This is a genomic window from Nonomuraea sp. NPDC049709, assembly GCF_040674815.1.
GTDB lineage: Bacteria > Actinomycetota > Actinomycetes > Streptosporangiales > Streptosporangiaceae > Nonomuraea.
Genome location: NZ_JBFANM010000003.1, coordinates 1 through 22,108, shown reverse-complemented (window position 1 = coordinate 22,108; position 22,108 = coordinate 1). Strand labels below are relative to the sequence as shown.

Annotated in this window: 20 protein-coding genes and 1 pseudogene; 12 read left to right on the top strand and 9 right to left on the bottom strand. The window is 70.4% G+C overall.

Annotated elements, in window-relative coordinates; genetic code table 11:
• Positions 1-22 precede the first annotated feature (22 nt).
• Together AB0J69_RS03660 and AB0J69_RS03655 are read left to right on the top strand one after the other, a co-directional pair.
• Entirely contained in the window at positions 23-1,165 is a 1,143-nt protein-coding gene (locus AB0J69_RS03660) for a S8 family serine peptidase (protein WP_364112486.1), read from the top strand.
• Between the two features lie 108 nt (positions 1,166-1,273).
• Positions 1,274-3,586, top strand: a complete 2,313-nt coding sequence (locus AB0J69_RS03655) for a hypothetical protein (protein WP_364112484.1) — start codon at positions 1,274-1,276, stop codon at positions 3,584-3,586.
• Positions 3,587-3,657: 71 nt separating this feature from the next.
• On the opposite strand, the gene AB0J69_RS03650 is transcribed toward AB0J69_RS03655, so the two are convergent.
• The 7 genes from AB0J69_RS03650 to eccCa all read right to left on the bottom strand — a co-directional run bounded on the left by AB0J69_RS03650 (position 3,658) and on the right by eccCa (position 11,406).
• Positions 3,658-3,945: a YbaB/EbfC family nucleoid-associated protein gene (locus tag AB0J69_RS03650; protein WP_364112965.1), complete on the bottom strand. Its 288-nt coding sequence runs from the start codon at positions 3,943-3,945 to the stop codon at positions 3,658-3,660.
• Between the two features lie 12 nt (positions 3,946-3,957).
• Complete coding sequence (locus tag AB0J69_RS03645; RefSeq protein ID WP_364112482.1) at positions 3,958-4,347, bottom strand: YbaB/EbfC family nucleoid-associated protein; 390 nt, start codon at positions 4,345-4,347, stop codon at positions 3,958-3,960.
• Positions 4,344-5,198: a hypothetical protein gene (locus AB0J69_RS03640; RefSeq protein ID WP_364112480.1), complete on the bottom strand. Its 855-nt coding sequence runs from the start codon at positions 5,196-5,198 to the stop codon at positions 4,344-4,346. The genes AB0J69_RS03645 and AB0J69_RS03640 overlap by 4 nt, the downstream gene beginning before the upstream one ends.
• A gap of 9 nt (positions 5,199-5,207) precedes the next feature.
• Complete coding sequence (locus AB0J69_RS03635; RefSeq protein ID WP_364112478.1) at positions 5,208-5,609, bottom strand: hypothetical protein; 402 nt, start codon at positions 5,607-5,609, stop codon at positions 5,208-5,210.
• A gap of 322 nt (positions 5,610-5,931) precedes the next feature.
• Positions 5,932-7,059, bottom strand: a complete 1,128-nt coding sequence (locus tag AB0J69_RS03630; RefSeq protein ID WP_364112476.1) for a WXG100 family type VII secretion target — start codon at positions 7,057-7,059, stop codon at positions 5,932-5,934.
• Positions 7,056-7,364 (bottom strand): hypothetical protein, encoded by a 309-nt coding sequence (locus AB0J69_RS03625; protein ID WP_364112474.1) that lies wholly within the window; start codon positions 7,362-7,364, stop codon positions 7,056-7,058. Before AB0J69_RS03625 ends, AB0J69_RS03630 begins: the two co-directional genes overlap by 4 nt.
• Before the next feature lie 61 nt (positions 7,365-7,425).
• Positions 7,426-11,406, bottom strand: coding sequence for a type VII secretion protein EccCa (gene eccCa / locus AB0J69_RS03620; RefSeq protein WP_364112472.1), 3,981 nt, complete (start codon positions 11,404-11,406; stop codon positions 7,426-7,428).
• 212 nt (positions 11,407-11,618) lie between these two features.
• Here eccCa and eccD point away from each other — a divergent pair, with 212 nt between their 5' ends.
• From eccD to AB0J69_RS03580, 8 genes are all read left to right on the top strand, one after another.
• Positions 11,619-12,989: a type VII secretion integral membrane protein EccD gene (gene eccD / locus AB0J69_RS03615; protein WP_364112470.1), complete on the top strand. Its 1,371-nt coding sequence runs from the start codon at positions 11,619-11,621 to the stop codon at positions 12,987-12,989.
• A gap of 21 nt (positions 12,990-13,010) precedes the next feature.
• The gene (locus tag AB0J69_RS03610; protein ID WP_364112468.1) at positions 13,011-13,454 is read left to right on the top strand and encodes a YbaB/EbfC family nucleoid-associated protein; all 444 of its coding nucleotides are present in this window, start codon (positions 13,011-13,013) and stop codon (positions 13,452-13,454) included.
• A gap of 262 nt (positions 13,455-13,716) precedes the next feature.
• Positions 13,717-14,034 carry a WXG100 family type VII secretion target gene (locus AB0J69_RS03605; RefSeq protein ID WP_364112466.1) on the top strand — a complete coding sequence of 106 codons (318 nt, stop codon included), beginning with the start codon at positions 13,717-13,719 and terminating at the stop codon, positions 14,032-14,034.
• Positions 14,035-14,051: 17 nt separating this feature from the next.
• Positions 14,052-14,357: a WXG100 family type VII secretion target gene (locus AB0J69_RS03600; protein ID WP_364112464.1), complete on the top strand. Its 306-nt coding sequence runs from the start codon at positions 14,052-14,054 to the stop codon at positions 14,355-14,357.
• Between the two features lie 73 nt (positions 14,358-14,430).
• Entirely contained in the window at positions 14,431-14,820 is a 390-nt protein-coding gene (locus tag AB0J69_RS03595; RefSeq protein ID WP_364112462.1) for a hypothetical protein, read from the top strand.
• Positions 14,820-16,145, top strand: a complete 1,326-nt coding sequence (locus AB0J69_RS03590; RefSeq protein WP_364112460.1) for a hypothetical protein — start codon at positions 14,820-14,822, stop codon at positions 16,143-16,145. The genes AB0J69_RS03595 and AB0J69_RS03590 overlap by 1 nt, the downstream gene beginning before the upstream one ends.
• Positions 16,142-17,194 carry a hypothetical protein gene (locus AB0J69_RS03585; protein WP_364112458.1) on the top strand — a complete coding sequence of 351 codons (1,053 nt, stop codon included), beginning with the start codon at positions 16,142-16,144 and terminating at the stop codon, positions 17,192-17,194. Before AB0J69_RS03590 ends, AB0J69_RS03585 begins: the two co-directional genes overlap by 4 nt.
• Entirely contained in the window at positions 17,191-17,937 is a 747-nt protein-coding gene (locus AB0J69_RS03580) for a WXG100 family type VII secretion target (RefSeq protein WP_364112456.1), read from the top strand. The genes AB0J69_RS03585 and AB0J69_RS03580 overlap by 4 nt, the downstream gene beginning before the upstream one ends.
• 6 nt (positions 17,938-17,943) lie before the next feature.
• On the opposite strand, the gene eccB is transcribed toward AB0J69_RS03580, so the two are convergent.
• Complete coding sequence (eccB, locus tag AB0J69_RS03575) at positions 17,944-19,371, bottom strand: type VII secretion protein EccB (protein WP_364112454.1); 1,428 nt, start codon at positions 19,369-19,371, stop codon at positions 17,944-17,946.
• 93 nt (positions 19,372-19,464) lie between these two features.
• On the opposite strand from eccB, the gene AB0J69_RS03570 reads away from it, so the two are divergent.
• Positions 19,465-19,851: a hypothetical protein gene (locus AB0J69_RS03570; RefSeq protein ID WP_364112452.1), complete on the top strand. Its 387-nt coding sequence runs from the start codon at positions 19,465-19,467 to the stop codon at positions 19,849-19,851.
• Between the two features lie 5 nt (positions 19,852-19,856).
• Positions 19,857-21,197, top strand: coding sequence for a WXG100 family type VII secretion target (locus tag AB0J69_RS03565; RefSeq protein ID WP_364112450.1), 1,341 nt, complete (start codon positions 19,857-19,859; stop codon positions 21,195-21,197).
• 124 nt (positions 21,198-21,321) lie between these two features.
• On the opposite strand, the pseudogene AB0J69_RS03560 reads toward AB0J69_RS03565, so the two are convergent.
• Positions 21,322-22,108: pseudogene (locus AB0J69_RS03560) on the bottom strand (cell division protein FtsK); the annotation flags it as partial.

The window sequence follows — 22,108 nt, the reverse complement described above, 5'->3', positions numbered from 1 at the left end:
GTTGCGTCTACGCTTGCCCGTCATGATTGGTCGCGCCCTTTTCGCGAGCCTGATCGCCCTGCACGTCCTCGGGGCTCCGGCGGCCGCCGCACCCGAGGACTGCAACCCGGAGAAAGGCACGCTGAAGCTGCCGGCCAGCGAGCCGTGGGCGCAGAAACGGCTCGACATCAAGAACGCCTGGCGGCTGACCAGGGGCGCCGGCGTGACGGTCGCGGTCGTCGACAGCGGCGCCGACTACCACCCGCAGGTCCAGCTCTCCAAGATCATTGACGAGACGCACACCGGTCACCGCGACTGCGTGGGCCATGGGACGGCCGTCTCGGGCATCATCGGCGCCCGCTATCTGGCCGGCGTGCCCTTCCACGGCGTCGCGCCCGACGCCGAGATCGTGATGCTCAAGCAGAGCAACAAGCCCGAGGGCGAGATCAACAAGCTGGTCGACGCCATCAACGACGCCGTCGCGGCCAAGGCGGAGGTGATCAACGTCTCCGTGCGCGCCTCCGACCATCCCGGGCTGCGCGCCGCCGTCCAGCGCGCGCTCGACCAGGACATCGTGGTGGTCGCCGCGGCCGGGAACGTCACAGGCCCCGACGACGAGGACGTGCCCGCCTATCCCGCGGCGTACGAGGGCGTGCTGTCCGTGGGCGCGGCCACCCCCGACGGCCGCCGCGCCGACTCCTCCAACGCCACCACCCCGGTCGGCGTGCTCGGCCCCGGCACGGAGATCACCGCTCCCTGGCCGGGTCGCGCCTACAAGCGTGGCCTGCAGGGCACCAGCTTCGCCACGCCCTACGTGGCGGGCACCGCCGCGCTCGTGCGGGCCCGCTTCCCGAAGCTCACCCAGGAGCAGGTACGCCGCCGCATCATCGCCACCGCCGACGGCACCGCCGGTGTGGGCACCGGCGCGGGAATGGTGAACCCGGTGCTCGCTCTCACGGCTGTGCTGCCTTACGAAGCCGTCAACGCGCCCGTGGTGGCCGAGCCGCCGCCCACCGCGCTGCCGGCGGACGCCATCGCCAAGGTCCCTCCCCGCGACGAGACCGCCATCGGCATCTCCATGGCGGTGGGATTCGGCGCGGTGCTGACGATCGCGGTGGCGGGCGCGCTCGCGCTGCTCGTTCCCCTGGGCCGGCGCAGGGGCTGGCGGCCCGGCCGGCCGTCCTGAGGGTTGCGGTTCGGTGAATTATCGATTTGCTGACGAAACCACTGATGCGAATGTGACGGATTTGGTTGAATGTCCCCTTGAGATCTTGCAGTAACTGAAGGGACAGAGATGCATCCCGTGCGGCCGGGCGACCCCGAGAAGCTGGGCGCGTACGTCATCTCAGGACGCCTTCCCGATGGGCCGAACGGTACGGCCTATCTCGGCAAGGAGTCCGAGGACGCGCCCCTGAGAGTGATCAAGTTATTGCCCGCCGCCCCTGAACAGGGCGGCGACGACATTGCTCGGCTCACTGGGGTGCAACGCGTCTCCAGCTCGTACATCGCGAGGACCCTGGAAGCCGGCCGGCACGGTGATCTGCCCTACGTCGTGCGCGAGTACGTCGAGGGGCGCAGCCTCGCCGAGATCGTGGCGGAGGACGGTCCGCTCGACGCCGACGCGCTCGAGCGGGTGGCGGTGGGTGTGCTGACCGCGCTGACCGCGGTGCACCTGGCCGGCATCACGCACCGCGGGCTCACCCCGCACAACGTGATCATCGGTGCCGACGGCCCCCGGGTGACGGACGTCGACCTCGGAGAACCCGCCGGTGAGGCGGGGTACCGCGCTCCCGAGCAGCTCAGGGGACTGAGGTACGGGCCGTACGCCGACATATTCGCCTGGGCCGCGACGGTGGTGTTCGCCGCGACCGGGAAGCCGCCGTTCGGGCACGACACCGAGGCGGTGCTGAACGGGCAACCCGAGGTGGGGAACCTCGGCGAGCCGCTGCGCCAGGTGGTGCTGTCCGCGCTGGCCAAGGACGTCACGCCGCGCCCGACCACGTACATGGCGCTGCTGCGGCTCCTCGGGGACAAGAGGGGCGGCGCCGGCGCCCTGGCGCAGAAGCCACCTTCTCAGCCGGGCGCCCCGATCGAAGGCGTGCCCGTCAACGGCGTGCCGGGGCAGGGTGTGCCAGGCGCGCCCGTCCATGGCGTCCCTGTTCAGGGCGGGCCAGGCGGGCCCGTCCATGGCGTGCCTTCGCAGGGTGTGCCGGGCGCGCCTCTTCATGGCGTTCCCGTGCAGGGCGGGCCCGTGCCCGGCATGCCGGCGGAGGGGATGCCGCCGCAGCCCGGAGCGCCCATGCTGCCGCAGCAGACCTGGGGGCCGCCGCCCGTGCCGCAGGAGCACGCCCATGGCGGTCCGCCGCCGATGGAGGGCGTGCCGGTGCCGCCTCCCGGCCCGATGTGGGAGCCGCCGCGCCCCGAGCGGCAGGCGACCGTTGCCGGGGAGACGGTGTCCTCCCGTCCCCCTCGCCGCTTCCCTCTGGGACTCGCCGCCGCGGTGACCGCGCTGGCGCTGCTGTCCGCCGTGGGGCTGTGGAGCGCCAACCGGTACGCGTCGACGCAGCGTTTCGAGCCCGTGGCCGCGGCCGTGGGCACGCCGTCGGCGAACGCCCAGGCGGCTGACGGGTCGCAGGACGTCCCGCAGCAGGGCCAGCCGCAGCAGCCGGGGCAGGACCAGCCAGGGCAGGGCCAGACGGGACAGGACCAGCCGGGGCAGGCCGAGGTGACCGTGCCGTGGGCGGACAAGTCGGCCACCGACCCGAACGACGTGGGCCCGCTGGTGCTGCCGACGGAATGGACGTCGCAGGCGCCCACGCCGCCCGAGCTCAGCACCGTACCGACACCAGTGCCGGTCAACACCCAGCCGGTCACGCCACCGACGGCGTCGGCCGCTCCCACGTCGGCCGCGCCCACGACCTCCGCGCCCCCGTCGGCCGCGCCCACGGTGACCGTGACGCAGACCCCGACGCCGTCGCCGACCCAGAGCCCGACGCCGTCGAACGCGCTCATCACCGATCCGGAGACGACCGCCACCCCGACCCCGACCCCGACGCCGTCCTCGGCCCAGACCCCGGCGCCGACCGTCACGGTCACCGTGACGCCGCCGCCGACGGTGACGACCACCGCGAAGCCCACGACCAGGCCGACGGTGACGACCACCGCCAAGCCCACCGCCAAGCCCACCGCCAAGCCCACGATCAGGCCGACGACCTCGACGCCCGCGCCGACGAGGAGCACGAGCGGGCCCAGGCCCACCATGGCCAGCCCACCGCCGCCGATGCGCAACCCGTACTCGCCGGTGCAGGTCTGCGGGGCGGGCTTCTTCGTGCAGCGCAGCAAGGCCTTCCCCGGCGGCGAGACGTTCCAGCTCTACAACTCCGGCACCGGTGAGAACTGCGTGGTCACGATGAAGACCACCGACGTGGGCAAGCCGACCAGGGTGAGCGCCACGCTCGAGGTTCAGGGCGGTCCCGGCAGCACCCAGAGCGGCAACTACGACTTCTACGCCGGACCCGTCAAGCTGCCCGCCAAGGGCAAGTGCGTGCGCTTCTCGGGCAGCGTCGGCTCCTCCGGCACCGACGCGAACTGGTCCAACTGCGGCTGACCGCACCACGGCACCGCGCGAAAACCCCCTCCGGATGCTTCCGGAGGGGGTTTTCGCTCAGTACCTCACGGTCAGGGACGCAGGTCGTCCATCAGCTCGTCCTTGGCGGCCGCCGCGGCCGCCTCCGCCTGGACGACGGCAGCCAGGATCTCGTCGCCGAGGCGGCGGGCGTCCAGCCGTTTCCTGCTCACGGGATGGATCTCCAACTCGACCAGGGCGCCGAGCGCGTCGGTCGTGGCCACGATCCGGCCCTCGTCGGCGCGGCCGACGAACCGGCGCGTGCCCCACTCGGACGTCAGCTCCTCGGCCCGCCTGGCGGCCGCGGCCAGCTCTTCCAGGCGCGCCATCGCCTCCAGCATCTCCCGCACGGCTCATCCCTCCCGCATCACTCGCTGGACGTGCGGCGCCAGCGGGTCCTGTGCCGCCCGCCCGGACGCCTCCAGGCCGGAGAGTTCGGCCGTCAGCTCCGTCAGACGCTCGCCCATGGCGGCGTGGGCCGCGCCGATCGCCTCCTTGACGGCCTCGGCGAGCTGGACGTGGTCGAGGTCGCGCAGGCCGCGCCCGTCGATGCTCAGCCCGAGCAGGCGGCCGGCGCCGGAGACCCGGGCGCGTACGACCCCGCCGGCGTCGGCGCCATCCAGATGCTCTCGGGCCAGGTCGTCCATCCTGCTCGCGAGCGTGCCGGTCCAGTCGTTGAGCTCCCGCAGCAGGCCCGCGACGTCGCCTTCCCTGCCTTCGGCGAAGGCGTTGATCTCTTTCATTCGTTCTCCGTGGCCGGGACCCAGAGGTCCTGCACCCTGTCCGGGTCGTCGATGGTGGAGGCGAGGTTGAGGTCGCGCGGCCCCAGGTCCGGGTTGCCGGACTGATAGAAGGCGCCCCTCAGGTCGTTGAGCCGCAGCTCCAGGCTGTTGAGGCTGCCTTCGTTGGCGAGGTAGATGTCGCCGAACTGCTTGACCAGGTTGCCGAGCGCACCCATGAAGACGCCGACCTGGGTCATGAGGGCGGCCCGTCCCACGGGGTGCGCGCTCATGGAGGTCAGGGTTCGGAGGATCGGTGCCGAGGCGGCGTACAGGCCGAAGACCGACAGGTCGTACTCGAGCACCTCCTTGAACTGGCTGTGCATGGTGCTGCTCATATCGTCGCTGACCTTGCCGAGCTGGCCGAACAGGCCGTTGACGTTGAACCTGATGTACTGCTGGAGCATCTCGGACGCATGGCCCTTCCAGTGCGGCGAGACGTTGTCGAAGTAACCGCGCCACAGGTTCGACCTGTTGCCCTCCAGCGAGCCGGACATCTCCTTCCAGGTCTCCCGCCTGTCGTAGAACAGGAACGGGTTCCCGAGATTGAGCGTGGCCGCGACGTCCAGGCCGAGCGCCGCCACGCCCAGCCCGGACATCAGCATCGCGCCCCGGGTGCTCTGCCGGAGCGGGTTCAGCTGGGTGACCAGGCGTTTGTAGAAGCCCGGGTCGGTACGCGCGGCGGCGGGCGGCACCTGGACGGTCCGCGCGACGGTGCCGTTGGAGTTGGCTATGTGGAGTTGCTGCGTGGCCTGCGGGGCGGTGCCCTGGCCGGGGATGATCAGCCTCGGCGGCTGGCTCGATGGAGTCGACATGCGCCCTTCTCAGTTGTCTCCGCCGGGGCTTTCCGCGTTCCGGTAGTTCTGTGCCGACCTGGTGATCTTGCTGCTGTCGGCGTCGAGGACGCCGTGCAGGATCCCCGCGCTGTCCCCCCAGGTGTCGGAGATGCGGTTGAACCGGCCGACGAACCCCAGGCCGACGATGGGGACACCGGCGAGGGGGGCCAGGTTCCAGCCCTCGAAGCGGGGGGTCCGGTCCCTGACGAGGCCGACGCCCTGAGCCGTGGCGCTCATGGCCCCGGCGAACGCGTCGAGGTAGCCGGCCTGGGTCTCGTAGCCGGGGAGGTCCGACGAGCCGCCGGGGTTCTCACGCTCTCTGGAGGTGTTCGCGGGCTCGTTGGCGTTCGTGGGCGCCGTGGTGGGCCGTAACGAGGGCGGCAGGCACACGGGCGGCGGGCACTTCGGAGAGTGGGGGCACGGGCTGACCAGCGACGGGCTCGGCGTGGGGGTTCCGGACGGGCTCGTGGTGGGGGTTCCCGACGGGGTGGGGGTTCCCGATGGGGACGGTGACGCCGACGGAGTCGGTTCGGGTGACGGCGTCCCACCGGACGGAGACGCGCTGGACTCGGGTGTCGTCGAGGCGCTCGGTGAATATGGAGTCGACACTCGATCTTTGTACACCGGCACAAGCGCGCCAAATGGGCGTTTAACCAGGTAGTACGCAATATAAGATCAGAATTAATTGGTGCGTAACCTGATCTTCCCGGCTTCAGTAGGGCCGGTAGCCGCCTCCCCTTTCCAGGGATGAGATGCCCGGATGGCCGCCGAGATCGCCGTAGCGGCTGTAGGTGTACAGGACGCCGGCGATGATGTTGTCCACCGGTTCCCGGATCTGGCCGTAACCGGGCAGGGCGTGCGCGTTGAAGGTGGGCGGGATGGTCTGCATCAGCCCCTGGGACGGCACGCCGTTCTTGGCGTTGATGTCCCAGTTGTTGATCGCGTTGGGGTTGCCGCCGGACTCGTGGTAGATGACCGTCCAGATGCGCTGGATGTCCTTGGGGTCGTTCGGGTCCAGGTCGCTCACGTCCAGGCCCCGCTGCCTCATGATCGCGGCCATCTCGGGCGACTTGATGATCGTGAGAGCCTGCTTGATCCAGTCGACCACCTGGGCCTTGGGCGCCGGGGCGTTGCCGTACGACGACGGCGCGCCGGCACCCCCGCCACCGCCACCGCCACCACCACCGCCTCCCGCAAGGTCGGGGTGGAGGCCGCCGGGGCCGTCCGCCGAGGCGAGCATGGTGGGGGAATAGCCGATGATCTTCTGCCAGTCCACCTTGTGGTCCCCCGGCAGGAAGTCGGCGCCGCCGGGCTGCCGGATGCCCCTGAAGAAGCCGAACCCTTCCTCGCCGAGCTGACCGCTGAGCGCCGTCGTGGCGGTGGACAGGGCGTTCCCGGCTTCGGTGACGGCCTGGCCGGCGGTGGTGACCGGGTCGCCGAGCTTGTCCTTGACGTAGTCGTCGATCTCGGCCTGCGCGGCGTCGCGGTGGTCGCGCTTGTACTCGTTCTGCGCAGAGACCGCGGCGTCATGCAGCCCGCTGACCGTGGTGTGGGCCGATTCCAGCTTGGTGGCGGCGGTGTCGAGCGCGGTGGCGCAGGAGGAGAGGGCCCCGTTCAGGTCCTGGCCGGCACGGGGGTAGGCCGCCATGTGGTCGGCGAAGGCGAGGGCCGAGTCGCCCTGCCAGGCCTTGCCCACCTCGGTGACGCTCCTGGCGAGCTGGTTCGTGGAGGTGGAGACGTGCCCGCCGATCGCCCGCAGGCCGGCGGCGATGTTCCTGATCGCCGCCGGGTCGCCGTCGACCTGGTTCTTCAGCGCCGCCAGGCTCTCGACGACGCTCATGCGCCGGATCCCGTTTCGGCGCCGCGGAAGTTGGCGGCGACCTGGCCGAGCGCGCGCTCGACGTTCGCCATGCGGTTGCGCCCCTCACCGAGCTCGGCCCGGACCGATTCCCAGACCGCGTCGATCTTGGCGGCCAGTTCGGTGGCGCCTTCGAGCTCCCCGAAGATGCCGGTCCCGGTGTCGCCCCGTGGCGGGGTGACGTCGGTGTTCACGAACGCGTCGTCGAAGTCGAGCATGTTCTTCACCCTGTGGGCCTGCCGCCCGCATTCCTCGAGTGCTTGGACGTGCACGTCCACGTAGCTCATGGGGCTCCCCGACCGTCTGTGAGAACGCGAAACGCGATCATGATGGACACCTTCACGGATGCTACGGCTGTTCCAGGTAAGCGGTCTGGATCAGACGCGCGCCGTACTTCCTGTCGACGTAGAAGCCGCGCCCCACGGGCAGTTGCTGCGGGCGGATGTTGCCGAAGAGCTGACCCTCGTCCCTGTTGCCCGACATGATCAGCGCCGGGCCGGCCATCTCCTTCATGCGCTGGACGGCCTGGTCGTACATGGCGCGGCTGGCGCCACCGCTCTGCCTGGCCAGCACGAGGTGCAGGCCGATGTCGCGGGCCTGCGGCAGCAGCTCGGTCAGCGGCGCCAGCGGGTTGTTCGAGGTGGCGACGAGGTCGTAGTCGTCCACGACGATGTACAGGTCCGAGCCCTGCCACCAGCTCCGGCTGCGCAGCTGCTCCGGCGTGAGGTCGGCCGGGGGCAGGCGCTTGAGCAGGGCCGAGCGGGCGTCCTGGATGAGCTCGGTGGCCGCGGTGCTGGAGGCGGCGTAGCCGATGCGGTGCTCGGTCACCGCCGTGTCCAGCAGCGAGCGCCGGTAGTCGATCACGATCATCATGGCCTCGCGCGGCGTCTTCCTCCGGACCACCCCCTCCATGATGAGCTTGAGCACGTTGGACTTGCCGCACTCGTTGTCGCCGAACACGATGAAGTGCGGGTCGGCGTCGAAGTCGATCATGACGGGTGAGAGGGAGTCCTCGTCGATGCCGATCGCGATGCGCTGTGGGCCCGTCTGGTCCTGTCCCGGCAGGGATGCCGCGGGCAGCAGCGCGGGCAGCAGGCGCACCGGCGGCGCCGAGGGTCCCTGCCAGGACTCTCGTACGATCTCCACCAGCGACCGCAGCCCCTCGGAGACGTCCTCGGAGGTGCGCTGGCCGTCGATCCGCGGCAGCGTCGTGAGGAAATGCATGCCGTCCCTGGTCAAGCCGCGCCCCGGCGCGCCTTCCGGCACCGCGAGCGACGCCTTCCTGCTGATCTCCGACTCGTACGCGTCGCCCAGCTTGAACTCGATCCTGGTGCCGAACAGGTCCCTGATGGCCGGCCGGAACTCCGACCACTTGTTCGTCGTGGTGACGACGTGGATGCCGTAACCGAGCCCGCGCGCCGCGAGATCGGTGATCACGGCCTCCAGGCTCTCGAAGTCCTGCCTGATCGTCAGCCACCCGTCGATGACCAGGAACACGTCGCCCCAGCCGTCGCTCTGGATGCTGCCGTCGGCGACCATCCGCCGGTAGGTGGCCATGGACTCGATGCCGGCCTCGGCGAAGCCCCGCTCCCGCTGCCGCAGGATCCCGGAGACCTCGGCGACGGTCCTGCGTACCCGGTCTGCGTCCAGCCTGCTGGTGACACCGCCCACGTGCGGCAGCCCCTCCAGCGCAGCCAGGCCGCCGCCGCCGAAGTCCAGGCAGTAGAACTGCACCTCGCGCGGTGTGTGGGTGAGCGCCATGCCGGCGATCAGCGTGCGCAGCACGTTGGTCTTGCCGCTCTGCGGCCCGCCGGCCACGCCGATGTGCCCGGCCGCCCCGGACAGATCCAGCCAGTACGGATCCCGCCGCTGCTCGAACGGCCGGTCGATGATCCCGATGACGGCGTGCAGCTTGCCCCTGCCGTCCCAGCCGGGCGTGGACAGGCCGAGCTCCGGCGTGACCGAGAGCGGCGGCAGCAGGTGGGTGAGCGTGGGCGACTGGTCGAGCGGGGGCAGCCAGATGCGATGGGCCGCCGGGCCATGTCCGGCCAGCCGCTGGACGACGATGTCGAGCAGGCTGTCCTGCTGACCGCGCTCGTCCATCTCCACGGACGGGGTCTCCTTCGGCGGCTGCGGCACGACGGGCAGCGGCATGTAGGCCGAGCCGTACTCGACGACCTGGCGCAGGATGGTGTGGCCGTCGTCGGCGCTGCCGCGGCGGCCGTCGCCCTGGTAGGGGCCCGAGACGTAGGCGGCCTTGAACCTGGTCATGCCCGAGGTGTCGTACTTGAGGTAGGCGTTGCCGGGCGCCGAGGGCAGCTCGTACGCGTCGGCCACGCCCAGCACGACCCGGCTCTCCATCGCGGAGAAGGTGCGCAGGCCGATCCGGTACGACAGGTGCGTGTCCAGGCCGCGCAGCCGCCCCTCCTCCAGCCGTTGCGAGGCCAGCAGCAGGTGCACGCCGAGCGACCGGCCCAGGCGGCCGATCATCACGAACAGGTCGATGAACTCCGGCTTGGCCGTCAGCAGCTCGCTGAACTCGTCGAGCACCACGAACAGCGTCGGCAGCGGCGCCAGCTCCGCTCCCTGCTCCCTGGCCCGCTCGTAGTCGCGCAACGAGGCGAAGTTGCCCGCCGCGCGCAGCAGCTCCTGCCTGCGCACCATCTCGCCGTGCAGCGCGTCGTGCATGCGGTCGACCAGCGGCAGCTCGTCCTCCAGGTTGGTGATGACCGCGGAGACGTGGGCGAGCGAGTCCAGGCCCAGGAAGGTCGCGCCGCCCTTGAAGTCGACCAGGACGAAGTTGAGGATCTCCGGGGAGTGCGTGACGGCCAGCCCCAGCACCAGCGTGCGCAGCAGCTCGCTCTTGCCGGAGCCGGTGGCCCCGATCACCAGCCCGTGCGGGCCCATGCCGCCCTGCGCCGACTCCTTGATGTCCAGCTCCACCACCCGGCCGTCGGCCCCGAGCCCGAGCGGTACCCGCAGTCTGTTGCGGCCGGCTCGCGGGCGCCAGGTGACCGCCGGGTCCAGGAGGGCCGGGTCGCCGACGCCGAGGAGCTCGGTCAGCGTGGTGTTGATCGCCAGCACGTCTTCGGCCTCGCCGCCGGAGGCCGCCGAGGCCCGCAGCGGCGCGAGCTGTCTGGCCAGGCCCTCCGCCCGCATGTAGTCGAGGCCGTCGGGGTCGCCGAACCGGGTCCTGTGCTCCTTGCCCGCATGGTCGATCTTCACCATGTGGAACCCGTCCGGCTGGACGTCCAGGCGCAACGTGTACTGCTCCGCCACGTCGGAGGTCGAGCCGGACAGGTCGATCACCGTCACGCCCTGGATGGCGTCGCCGCCGAGCTGGGAGTCGTGCGGCACGTGCCCGCCGTCCACGATGAGCACGTGGTACGGCAACGTGTCCGCCGCCGCCCCCGGCCGGAACCGGGCGCGTTCCTTGAGCTCGCCTCCGACCAGCCGGTCCAGCTCGGCCAGATTCTCCGCCATCAGCCGCACCTGCCCGGCCGCGTCCACCTCCTCGGGATGCAGCGCGTGCGGCAGCCACTTGACCCATTCCCAGTGGGGCATCCACTCCGCCCCGGCGCACACCATGATGCGCATGTCGTCGGGCGAGTGGAACACGGTCAGCTGGGCGATCATCGCGCGTAGCAGGTCGCGCACGGCGACCGGGTCACCGGTCACCCGGATCCGGGCGAACGAGCCGAGCGCCACGGCGACGGGCAGCTCGGCGACCGTCGAATGGGCCCGGATGAACCTGCGCAGCGCGCCGGCCGACAGCGCGTCCAGGTCCTCGACGGGCTTGGAGTCCGGCGGGATGAGCTGGACGGCCAGCTTCTGGACGCCGGTGCCCAGGCGTACGGTCGCGAAGTCCTCGTCGCGGGGGCGCCGTTCCCACAGCCGAGGGCTCATGGCGATCCACCACAGGGCGTCGGGCTCGGGACCACTCCACTCCAGGGCCTCGCGCTGCTGGCGGGCCGCGCGCCTGGTCCGCTTGCGGATCTGGCTCAGGTACCGGAAGTAGTCGCGGCGGGCGCCGTTGAGCCGGTATTTCCGCTCGCCCGACTGGCGGCCCATCTGGCCCAGCGTCATGCCGATCATGGACAGCGCGAAAAGGCCGCTGGCCACGTACATGATCGGGTTGGCGTTGCCGAAGGAGGTGAACATCAAGGCCATCGCGGCCGCCCCCGCTCCCATGGGGAGGTAGGTGAGGACCAGCGCGAAGCCCTGGCCCTGGACCTCGGGGATTTCGGGAGGCGACTCGATCAGAATTTCGCCACGCGGGGGCTTGGGGCCGGGGCGGCGTTCTGGGCGACGTACGACGACGATGCTCATCGAGACGTTCTTATCAGAAAAGACCAGATATGTTCTCTGTTGTCCGTGACCACTGGTGGGACCGGAGAGTTGAGATGGGACAAATCGTTCAGGGGCCTCCACTCGGTCCGCCGGGTCCGCCGATGAGGCAGGGCCCGCCGCCCGGGTATCCCGGACCCCCTGGTCCGCCGCCTCAAGGGCCGTTCCAGCAGGGTGCCCTGGCGCAGGTTCCCATGCCGCTGCCGACCCAGTGCCACGTGACGATCGTCGGCCCGCGGCGCAGGGCCGACCTCGCGCTGCCCGCCGACGTCCCGCTGCCGAACGTGCTTCCCGGGCTGCTGCGCGCGCTGGGAGAGGTGGGCGGCGAGGCGGCGGCCGCTCCCGGGTGGGCGTTGCAGCGGCTGGGCGGGGCGCCGCTCGATCTGGGACAGAGCCTCGGCGCGCTGGGCGTGCTCGACGGCGAGATCCTCTACCTCAGGCCCCGCGAGGCGATCCTGCCGCCCGCGCACTATGACGACGTGGCGGACGTGGTCGCCGGCGGGGTGCGCGAGGGCGGCGTCTGGTCGGCCAAGCACACCAGGATCGTGGGCGCCGGCGGTGCGGTCGGCCTGCTCGTCCTGGGCGGGTTCGGCCTGGCCATGTCCGGCATGTCGGGTCTGATCGTCACGATCGTGGCCGGGCTGCTGGCACTGCTGCTGGTCGTCACCGGCACGCTGCTGTCCAGAGCGGTCGGCGACTCGATGGCCGGGGCCCTGATCGGGCACGCGGCACTGCCGTACGGGTTCGTCGCAGGCCTGTTCGCGCCTGGCGGGACCCCGCTCGGGTTCGGCGTGCCGCACCTGCTGGCGGCGCTGGCTTGCACGGCGCTGGTGGCGGCCGTCGCCGGGGCGCTGATCTCCGACGGCGTCGCCGGCTTCCTCGGCACGGCCGTCGCCGCCACGGTCGCGGGGATCTGCTGCGCGGTCGTGATGGTGTGGCCGTTGCCGCCCGCCGGAGTGGCGGCGGTGGCCATCGCGGTGTTGCTGGCGTTCAGCCCGCTGATTCCCACCTTGGCGTTCAAGCTCGCCAAGGTGCCGCTGCCGGCCATGCCGACGACCGCGGAAGAGCTCCGCAGCGACAACCAGCGTCTGGACGCCGCGGCCATCCAGGAGCGCACCAGGGGCGCACAGCGCTACGCCACCGGCATGATCGCGGCGATCGGCCTGTCCGCGCTGATCGCGCAGCTGCTGCTGGTGTTCGCCGACGGCTGGGTCCCGGTCGTCATGATGGTGTCGCTGTCGCTCACGCTCATCATGCGGGCCCGGGTCTTCCGCGGGCTCGGCCAGCGGATCTGGCTCATCGGCTCGGGCCTGGCAGGCTTCGCCATGCTCGCGCTGTCCCTGGTCGGCTCCGGTGGGCTCGTCGGGTCGCTGGCCGTGGCCATCGGGGTGCTGTGGCTGGCGCTGACGAGCGTGGGCATCGGGCTCTGGCTGGCGACGGGGAAACCCTCGCCGTTCTGGGGCCGCGCGGCCGACATCCTGGACGTCGTGCTGATCGTGCAGCTTTTCCCGCTCGCGCTGGGCGTGCTCGAGGTCTACACGTGGGTGCGCGGGCTGTCCGGTTGATCTGTTCAGAGAGGTAGTGGGATGCAGGAGTTCGGCGACTTCGCGAACATCGACATCGACAAGTTGCTGAAGGGCGCCGACGAGCAGCTCGCGCTCTTGGAGCGGTTCCAGCGAGACGTGGGCTCGTACGTCGGCCACGCCCAGGACGAGAACGGCATGGTCACCGTGGAGTACGACCACCAGGGCGTACGGGAGCTGGAGCTGCATCCCAAGGCGATGCGCCTGGCCTCGGGCGAGCTGGCCGACCTGATCAAGACGGCCATCGCGGACGCCTCGGCGGACTTCCAGAAGCAGTTCAGCACCGGCATGCGGGAGCTGTTCGGCGACGACGACGATCCGATGAAGTACGTCAACGACCCCGACGCCGCGCTCAGCAAGCTCAAGGAGGCGGAGTCGCTCCACGAGCAGGCGTTCACGGACGTCATGGGCCAGCTCAATCAGATCCGCCGCCGGATGGACCTCTGACGTGGTCCGCCTACGGCCGCGGTTCGCCTCTTGTCAGGGCATGGTAGGCCGTCCAGCAGGGCGTTCATCCAAAAGTCGCCAGGGCGCGACTGATCCGTAATCTGTGATTACTGGGAATTACGGGGCTATTGGTGGCTAACATGCAATTTGAGGTTGATCGCGGGGGTAGTCGGTTCCACTCAGGGGTGACCGCCCGCCGGAGCAGCAACGCCATACCGACTTGGAGGTCCAGGTGGCACTGTACGGGGCCAGCCCTACTCAGTTGACGAACGCGGCAGGTTACTGCCAGGAGACCGCCCAGTACATCGAGGGCATGCGGCAGCGGGTCGAGCAGATCAAGGCCGACCTCACCACTCAGGGCTGGAAGGGCGGCGCGTCCCAGAAGTTCGCCACGGCCCTCACCCAGTGGGACGGCGAGTTCAGGGGAGTCATCCAGATCCTCGAGGACATCTACGACCGGTTGAACATGGGCGCCGGCGTCTACCGCAACGCCGCCGACCAGAACATGGACATCGCCGGCGGGTTCGTCGGGGCCGGCGAGGCCGGTCGTATCGACTCCCTCATCAACTCCAACCGCTGAGCAGGACGGAGAACGCCATGACGATGCCCGATGACTACACCTACGTCCGGTTCGGCTCGATGGAGCAGGCCTACGAGCAGCTCCAGAAGATCGTCACCGAGCTCGACCGGGCCACCGACGACCTCTATGCCGACATCAAGAAGGAGCTCGGCGCGAGCTGGGAGGGCGAGGCCGAGAACTTCTTCGAGGACAAGCGCCGCCGGTGGAACGAGCACGAGAAGGCGATGGGCCAGCAGCTGTTCCAGGCCGCGTCGGCGGTCAACGTCGCCAAGGGCAACTACGAGAGCGCCGAGCGGCGCAACATCAGCATCTGGACGGACTGACACGGGGCTCGTTGATCTCCTCTCGGTCATCGCCGGACGCGGTGGCCGAGAGTTCTGCTGCTAGAGGTGAGGTATGACAAGCAGGGATGCGACGGACGGGGGCACCGATCCGCTGTCTGTCGATCCGAACCTGTTCGGTGACGGCCGCGAGAACTCACCGGTCGGCATACGGGCCATCGCACAGGAATTGAGGATCAACCTCGACGCCATGCTCGGCGGCGGCGAGCGGCCCAACGGGAACGTCAATCAGATCTCGACGGACGGCGAGCTCTCGGCCGCCCAGATCGGCCAGTGGGACGATGCTCAGGCCCTTGCCTCGACCGTCGGATCGAGCAACGCGGGCAGGAAGTTCGCCGAGGTCTACCAGAAGTTCATCGAGGCTTACCAGAGCGTGGTCGAGGCCGTGGAGGCCAGCGCGGACAACCACGACCGGGCTCGCCGTGCCAACGAGGGTGATGCCTGATGGGTGAGCGGGAGGTCGTCACCATCCTGTCCTTCGGCAACCTGCCGGAGGGCACCTGGGTCACGAAGACCAAGAGCGAGATCAAGGCGCTGCTCCAGAACACCGACCCCTTCTACATCGAGGGCACCGGGCAGACCTACCAGAACGCGGCGACCAAGATCGAGCAGGCCGTCACCGCTCTGGAGGAGCACGCGCCCAAGATCGCCGAGGTCTGGCAGGGTCCGGACGCCTCCCGGGCCCGCCACGCGCTCGAGATGCTGCACGCCTCCGGCAACGAGCTGTCCACCAAGCTGTCCATGATGGGCGGGGCGCTGCAGACGTACGCGGCGCACCTCAGGGAGACGCAGGGCAAGGTCGACGAAGAGGTGACGGTCCCGGCCGCCGGGTCCATGACCTCCTCCGAGGAGGAGCTCGTCAGGGAGGGCCTGGAGAACACCAAGGCCCAGCGCGCGCTCTACGAGCTCAACCAGAAGATCGTCAGCATCTACGACATCGAGGTGCCGCACAGCGTCTCCTACGAGCTCCCCGCGGTCAGCCTGCCCACCGCCCCGGCGGACACGCAGGACCCGAAGTACCCCACGGGCTCCGGGACGCAGGGCCCCACCTTCGGCACGCCCCTGAGCGAGATCAGCGGCGGCTCCGACGGCGGTGGCTCGGGAGGATTCGGCACGACGAACACCGGTGGCGGCGGCAGCACCGGTTCGCTTCCCGGCGGCTCCAACCCCGGGGGATCCGATCCCGGCGGCTCCAACCCGGGTGGTACCAACCCGGGCGGCTCCGACCCCGACACTCCCGGCTCGAACACCCCGGAGAACCCGGATGCCCCGGTCGATCCGGCGCCGGACGCGCCCACGACCGAGGAGCCCGGACAGGCGCAGAACCCTGTCACGGGCCCCGGTGACGACGACACCGTGCCGCCGGTCATCGGCACTGACGACAAGACGACCACCGATGGTGCGAACGGTACGGATCCCCGCCAGACGGACATGGCGAGCTACCAGCCGACCACCGCCACGATCGCCTCTCCGGCCACGCCTCCCACCACCACGATCAGCCCGTCGTACGGGTTCGGCCCCACGCCCGTGGGGGGTTCGCCGGGCACCCCCGCGGTGATCGGCTCGCCGGGTATCGGCACCGGCCAAACCGCACTGACCTCGGCCGGCTCCCGCGGTGCCGGCGGGACGTCGACCGGCGCGCCCTTCCTGCCGTTCATGGGCGGCGGGGCCGGAGGCGAGCACGGTGACCTGGAACGGAGCACGTACATGCCGGAAGACAAGAGCGCCTGGACGGTCGGCTGCGAGACGACGGACCCCGTGATCGGATGACGAACAACGGGTCGAATCCCTACGTACCGGACTTCGGCAGCCAGGGATTCCAGATGTCGTCGGGCATCTCCTTCACCAAGGAGGAGCTGGATGCCGGCGCCGGCAAGATCAGCCCGGAGGTCGACCGCGTCGATGCTCTGGAGAGGCAGACCGGCGGCCTGGGCGTCCCCTGGCCGCACTTCGGCGTGATCGGCATGGGGATCCAGAGCGTCCACGGGGACGCGATCAACCAGCAGAAAGAGGCGCTGGCCAGGGCTCGCCGGGCGCTGGAGACCTGGATGCCGGCCCTCACGGCGGCCGATCGCAACTACCAGCAGGCCGACGACGACAGCGGTGACGGGCTGGACGACCTCGGTGGCACGGGCGACCTCGGCGGTATGGGGAACCTCGGCGGTGCCGGGGATCTCGGCGGCCTGAAGCCGGACCTGCCCACCGGCGCGGGCGAACTGCCCGACATGCCGGACACCGACCTGCCCGGGCCTCCCGACGGCACGCTGCCTGACGGCACCCTTCCCGACGGCACCCTTCCCGACGGCACGCTGCCGGACGGGACGCTGCCTGACGGCACGCCGCCCGGCGGCGAGCTCCCGGGGGCGGGGAACCTGCCCGGCACCGACCTGCCCCAGCAGAACCTGCCGACCACCGATCCAGCGGACATGAAAGTTCCCGACATCGACTCGGCGCTCAACCCGGCCAAGACCGACCTGTCGTCCTACCAGCCCACGACGCCGCAGCTGCCGGGCAACCTGCCGTCCGGGGACCCCTCCGGCCTGGGCACCCGTACGGGTCCTGGCTCCATCGGGGGAACCGGCGCCGGCCTGGGAGCGGGGCTCGGCCCGAACGCCGGCATCCAGGGCGTCGGCGCGGGGCTGCGCGGGGCGGGCACGCCGGGCATGCCGATGATGCCGATGATGCCGATGGGCGGTGCGGGCGGAGCGGGCGACCAGGAACGCGACCGGGACAAGACCGTGGGGCTCTCCGAGGACGAGGGCGTCTGGGGCGGCGATGAGGACATCGCACCCCAGGTGATCGGACAGGAGGACCTGTGAGCATCTACAAGGAAACCTACATGGCGGCCGCGAGCACGGCCTTGGTCGCGGCCGGCATGATCTGGAGACCGTGGGGTTTCTACGTCGCCGCCACCATCGGCACCATGATCTCCGATCCCGAGGGCATGCATGAATCCGCTTCGGGCTGGCGTACGGAAGAGCTCGCGACGCTGGGGACGCAGCTCGACGCGCTGAAGACCCAGCTCAAGGATCAGGGGACGTGGGAAGGAAGCGCGTTCGACGCCTTCGAGAGCGTCCATACGAGCTTCAAGAACTCGATCGACGATCTCAATGCGGCCAGGGACGACACCGGCCAGGCGGTCGACTCGGCGGCCGGCTTCTACCGTGTCGGCGCCATCGTCTGCTCGGCCGTCGCCCTCGCCATGCTGGGGTGGGGGATCGCGAAGATGGCCATGAGGTTCAACCCGGCCACCGCTGTCGCCGCGGAGACCACGGACGCCGCTGTGGGCAACGCCGCCACCTCCACGATCAGAACGGTGGCCAAGAGGCACCTCATGGTGGCCGGCGGCATGGCCGCGGTCCTGGCCGTCGTCGTGCAGCAGTCCAAGATGACCGGCAAGATCTTCCCCACGCTCGAGGCGATGCCGACCCAGATGTCCACCATGCAGAACGGCGGCTCGACCCCGTTCACCAACGACGGCATGACCTACGACGAGGACATGGGCACCCTCACCCCGCAGATCGACGAAACCATGACGCAGGGCGGCGGCTTCCAGATCTAGGCGACGTCACTGCGCCGGCTGGATCGCCTGGACCTCCTGCACGGGTGTCCGGGCGGCCGCCGGATCCAGCGCGGGGCCGTCAGGGATCAGCCGCAGCAGGTGGGCGGGCACCGGTGCGACGTCCGTCGCCTCGTACCCCAGCTTGCCTATCGCGTCCGGCGAGGTCAGCCGGAACCTCCTGCCCTGGTCCGTGATGAGCGAGAACTGCTGCACCGCCGACAGCTGCCCGTCGCCCGGCAGGGTGCCGGCCAGCACCGCGCTGCCCGGCGGGAGCAGCACCTGGTCGACCTTGTCCGCGCCGGCGCTCACCGTCGGCGCCGGGATGCGGAACTTGCTGCCGGTGGTCAGCACGGCCCTGGTCGAGCCCTTCCCGGTGTTCGCGTACACCGCGCAGAGCGGGGCCGACACGCCGGGCACGCGGAAACGCGGCATGGTGGCCGGCAGGCCGTTGTTCAGCATGGTGCGCGCGGACGCCTTGGTCGCGTTGGCGCTCGCCGCGTCGATCGGCGTCTCGCGGACCGGGCTCCTGCCGTAGGCGGCCTTGCTGGCCGGGTCCTGGAGCAGGAGCATCGCCTGGGTGTGGCTGATCGGCGCCAGGCCGTCGGCCAGCAGGACGTACCAGCGCTCGTTCGAGCCCGCCACGGACGCCACCTTGTACACGTGTCCGACCCTGGCCGCCTTTCCGCCGGGGCCGGTGGCTTTCCTGCCGTGCTGCGGGATCTTGGGAGCCGCGAAGTCGACGCCCGCGGGGATGGCGTTGATCCACGAGGTGGGCACGCGACGTGGCGTCTGGTCGCTGAGCCGGCTCACGTTCGCCGCCCGAAGGCGCTGGTTGGCCCAGAGCACCCAGCTCTGCTGCCCCTCGCTGACGAGCAGCGCCTCGCCGCCCACGGGCGTCCCGCCGACCTCGGTCCCGGCCACAAGGGTCACGAACGGCTTGGGCAGGCCGGAGGCATCGGCCCCCTCGGTCACGCACGCCGACCATGGGGCCTTGACCAGCCGATCCCGCTTGGGCAACGAGTCCGGCGCCCCCTGGATGCCCACTTTCCGGCCGCGGGCGAAGCCGGCCAGCGACTCCGCGGACACCGTTCTGACCTGGATGTCGGCGCTGTCGAGCATCAGGCGCGCGGAAACGTAGTTCGCCACCGGCTGGAGCTGGCCGGTCTGCTGGTTGTAGACGTACGAGGCCCCGGTCTCCTCCTCGATGAGCAGTTGACCGGCCGCGGTCAGCTTGGTGGCGTTCCCCGGGCTGAGCAGCCCCCAGATCCCGAACCCGGCCACGATCAGGATCGCGATCAGCAGGCCCGCGAACGTCGCCACGTTCTGCCGTCGCATGGGAGACTCCGGCACATCCGGCTCTCCCTGCACCAGAGCCATCCCCAGGCGCTGCGCCATCAAGCGCTGTGCCTGATAAAGGTCCTTCTGGGTCTGCATATTGCCTAATGTTACGCATGTTGACTATGTGTTTTCTGTACGGCAAAGAAACATCCGAGTAAGCTGCTTGATCGAGTGCCAAGGGGGAGGCTCGTGGGAGAGACACAACCGCCCGGCGACTGGCCTGGGCTTGAACCCGAACGCGACGGCGTGACGTACGACGCCCAGAAGATCTCGAACATCGCCGGAGAGCTGCGCGAGGTGATGAAGCCCATCAGCGGTGAGGGCCGTACCCAGCGCCAGGGCTCGATCAACGACCTCAGCGTTTACGCCGACCTCTCCGACGTGCGCCGCCACCTGCTGAGCATCGACAACTGGCAGGGTGGCGCGACCTTCGCCGCCACGCTGGTGCAGAGCTACCAGGAGTTCATCACCGTCTACGAGGACGTCCTGGAGAACTTCGCCACCGCGATCACCCTGGTGGAAGCCGGGGCCGGCACCTATCAGGTGACCAACGCCGCCAACGAGGGCGAGGTCTGATCGGCGTGGGAGAGAACAAGCGCGAGATACACCTGCTGAAGCCCGCCTGCATGCCCGGGACCGTCGAGACGAGCGGCCGGAGCGTCGAGGAGGTGGTCACCTTCATCAACGGCTTCGACGAGACGCGCATCGAGCAGGCGGCCACCGCCTACAACGACGCCCACACGGCGGTCACCACCGCCAAGAACGGGCTGGAGGCGCAGGCCCGCAAGCTCGCCGAGGTCTGGGAGGGCCCTGCCTCGGTCGAGGCCCAGCAAGCGCTCGGGATCCTCTATGTGACGCTGGGCGAGCTGGCCGACAAGCTGAAGAAGATGGCCGAACCCATCTCGGCCCTCGCGACGGTGGTGAGCAAGCACAAGTCGTTCGTCAATGACGGCTGGAAGGGCATCATGCCCACCTGGGCCAACCAGGGCGGACTGACCGGCGGCAGCTGGAACGACAGCATCGCGGACCTCTACAGCGTCTACACCGGCGTCTACGGGGGCGACAGCGCCACCGGAGACTGGGGATCCCAGGACGAGCTGGCAGGGCTTCACCTGCAGACGTTCGGCGACGACCTCTCGCACGTCCACGTCATGATCCCGGACACGGTGGAGAAGGTGCTCAGGGACATCCACCCCCCGCAGTTGCCGCAAGAAGACCCTGACCCGATCGACTACTCGCAGTTCAACGGTGACACGGGGGGCCTGACCCCCGCCTCGTACGGAAACACCGATATGTCCGGAATGCCGACCGGAGGGCCGGGCACCGGTGGACCCTCCTTCGGCGCCCTGGATCCGTCGACCGATCCCTCGACACCGAACATCCCCGGCTATCCCGGGACGAATCCGCCCGGCTACCCCCCGACCGACTCCCCGACCGGGCCTGACTCGAACGGCCAGGACCCGAACGGCCAGAACCCGGATGGCCAGAATCCGAACGGGCGGGACCCGAACGGCCAGAATCCCGGCGGTCAGTACCCGAACGGCCAGTACCCGAACGGCCAGAATCCCGGCTCGGGAACGAACACGAACCTGCAGGACTACCGGCCCACGACGGCATCCACGGTTCCCACCGGGACCGTCCCCACCACGAACAGCTACGGCAGCCCCACCTCGTCGTTCGGGCCCGGCACGTCCGGGGGTGTGTACGGCGGCGGGGGCGGCATGATGCCGGCCGGAGGCGCGCCGGGCGTCGGCGCCACGCGCGGCGGCGGCACGGGCATGCCCTTCCTGCCGATGGGCGGGATGGGCGGCGCCGGAGCGGGCCAGGAATCCCAGGACCGGGAGTCGAGCACCTGGCTCCACGAGGACGACGACGTGTGGGGCGGCGACTCGGACTCGGTGGTGAACGACCGGATCGGCTGACACGCCGTGTCGTCCGGCCGCGTGCTGGTCGACCGCGTGCTGGTCGACCGCGTGCTGCTCGACCGCGTGCTGCTCGACCACGGCCAGGAACCGTCCTGAGGTTCCTGGCCGTGTGCCGGGCTCCTCAGCCGCTGTCGGGCAGGGCGGCCTGGACGGGCGTGATGGTGCCGGTCGTCACGAGGAAGCCGCGCCCGGCCGGCCCGCCCACGGTCCCGCGCGGGAGCCGGATCGTGAAGAGGTCGCCGTCCGTCTGCCCCTGCACCGCGAGCAGCAGCCCGGTACGGGCCTTGCGCGCCTCCGCCACGAACCCGCGGTAGGCCACGGCCAGATCTCCCGTCGCGCCCGCGACGAGCAGCCCGTGGTCACCGTCGCGGCCCGACCGGAGCACCTCCTCCAGCGCGGTCCCCAGCGGCCCGTCGGGGTTGACCAGCTCGGCGTCGTCCACCAGCACGACGTAGTGGTGCAGGTCCGCCACCAGCTCCGGCAGGTTCGCGGCGTCGGCGTCCAGCACGGCCAGCACCCCGTCGAGATCCCGCAGTGGGCTGCGCCGGGGGGTGACGGCGATGACCGGCGTACCCCGGGCGATCAGCGACTGGGCGGCCGTCATCAGCACCGACGAGCGGCCGGAGCGGGACGGCCCGGCGATCACCGCGCCCGGACCGTGGGCCTGCAGGTCGAGCCCGAGCGGGGCGAGTGCGTCGCCGCCCGCGCCGACCAGCGCCCACAGCGGCGACGGAGGGCTGAAGTCGGGGTCGAGGGCCAGCGTCTGGGAGGTGGTGATGCGCATGGGCAGCGCGTCCACCCGCAGCGGCGCCGCTCCCGCCCGGCGCCGGCCGCCCCTTCCCGCGCCCGCGGCGTGCGCGGGCCCGGACCGCCCACCCGCCCCGCCTCCGGCACGGGAGCCGCGAGCG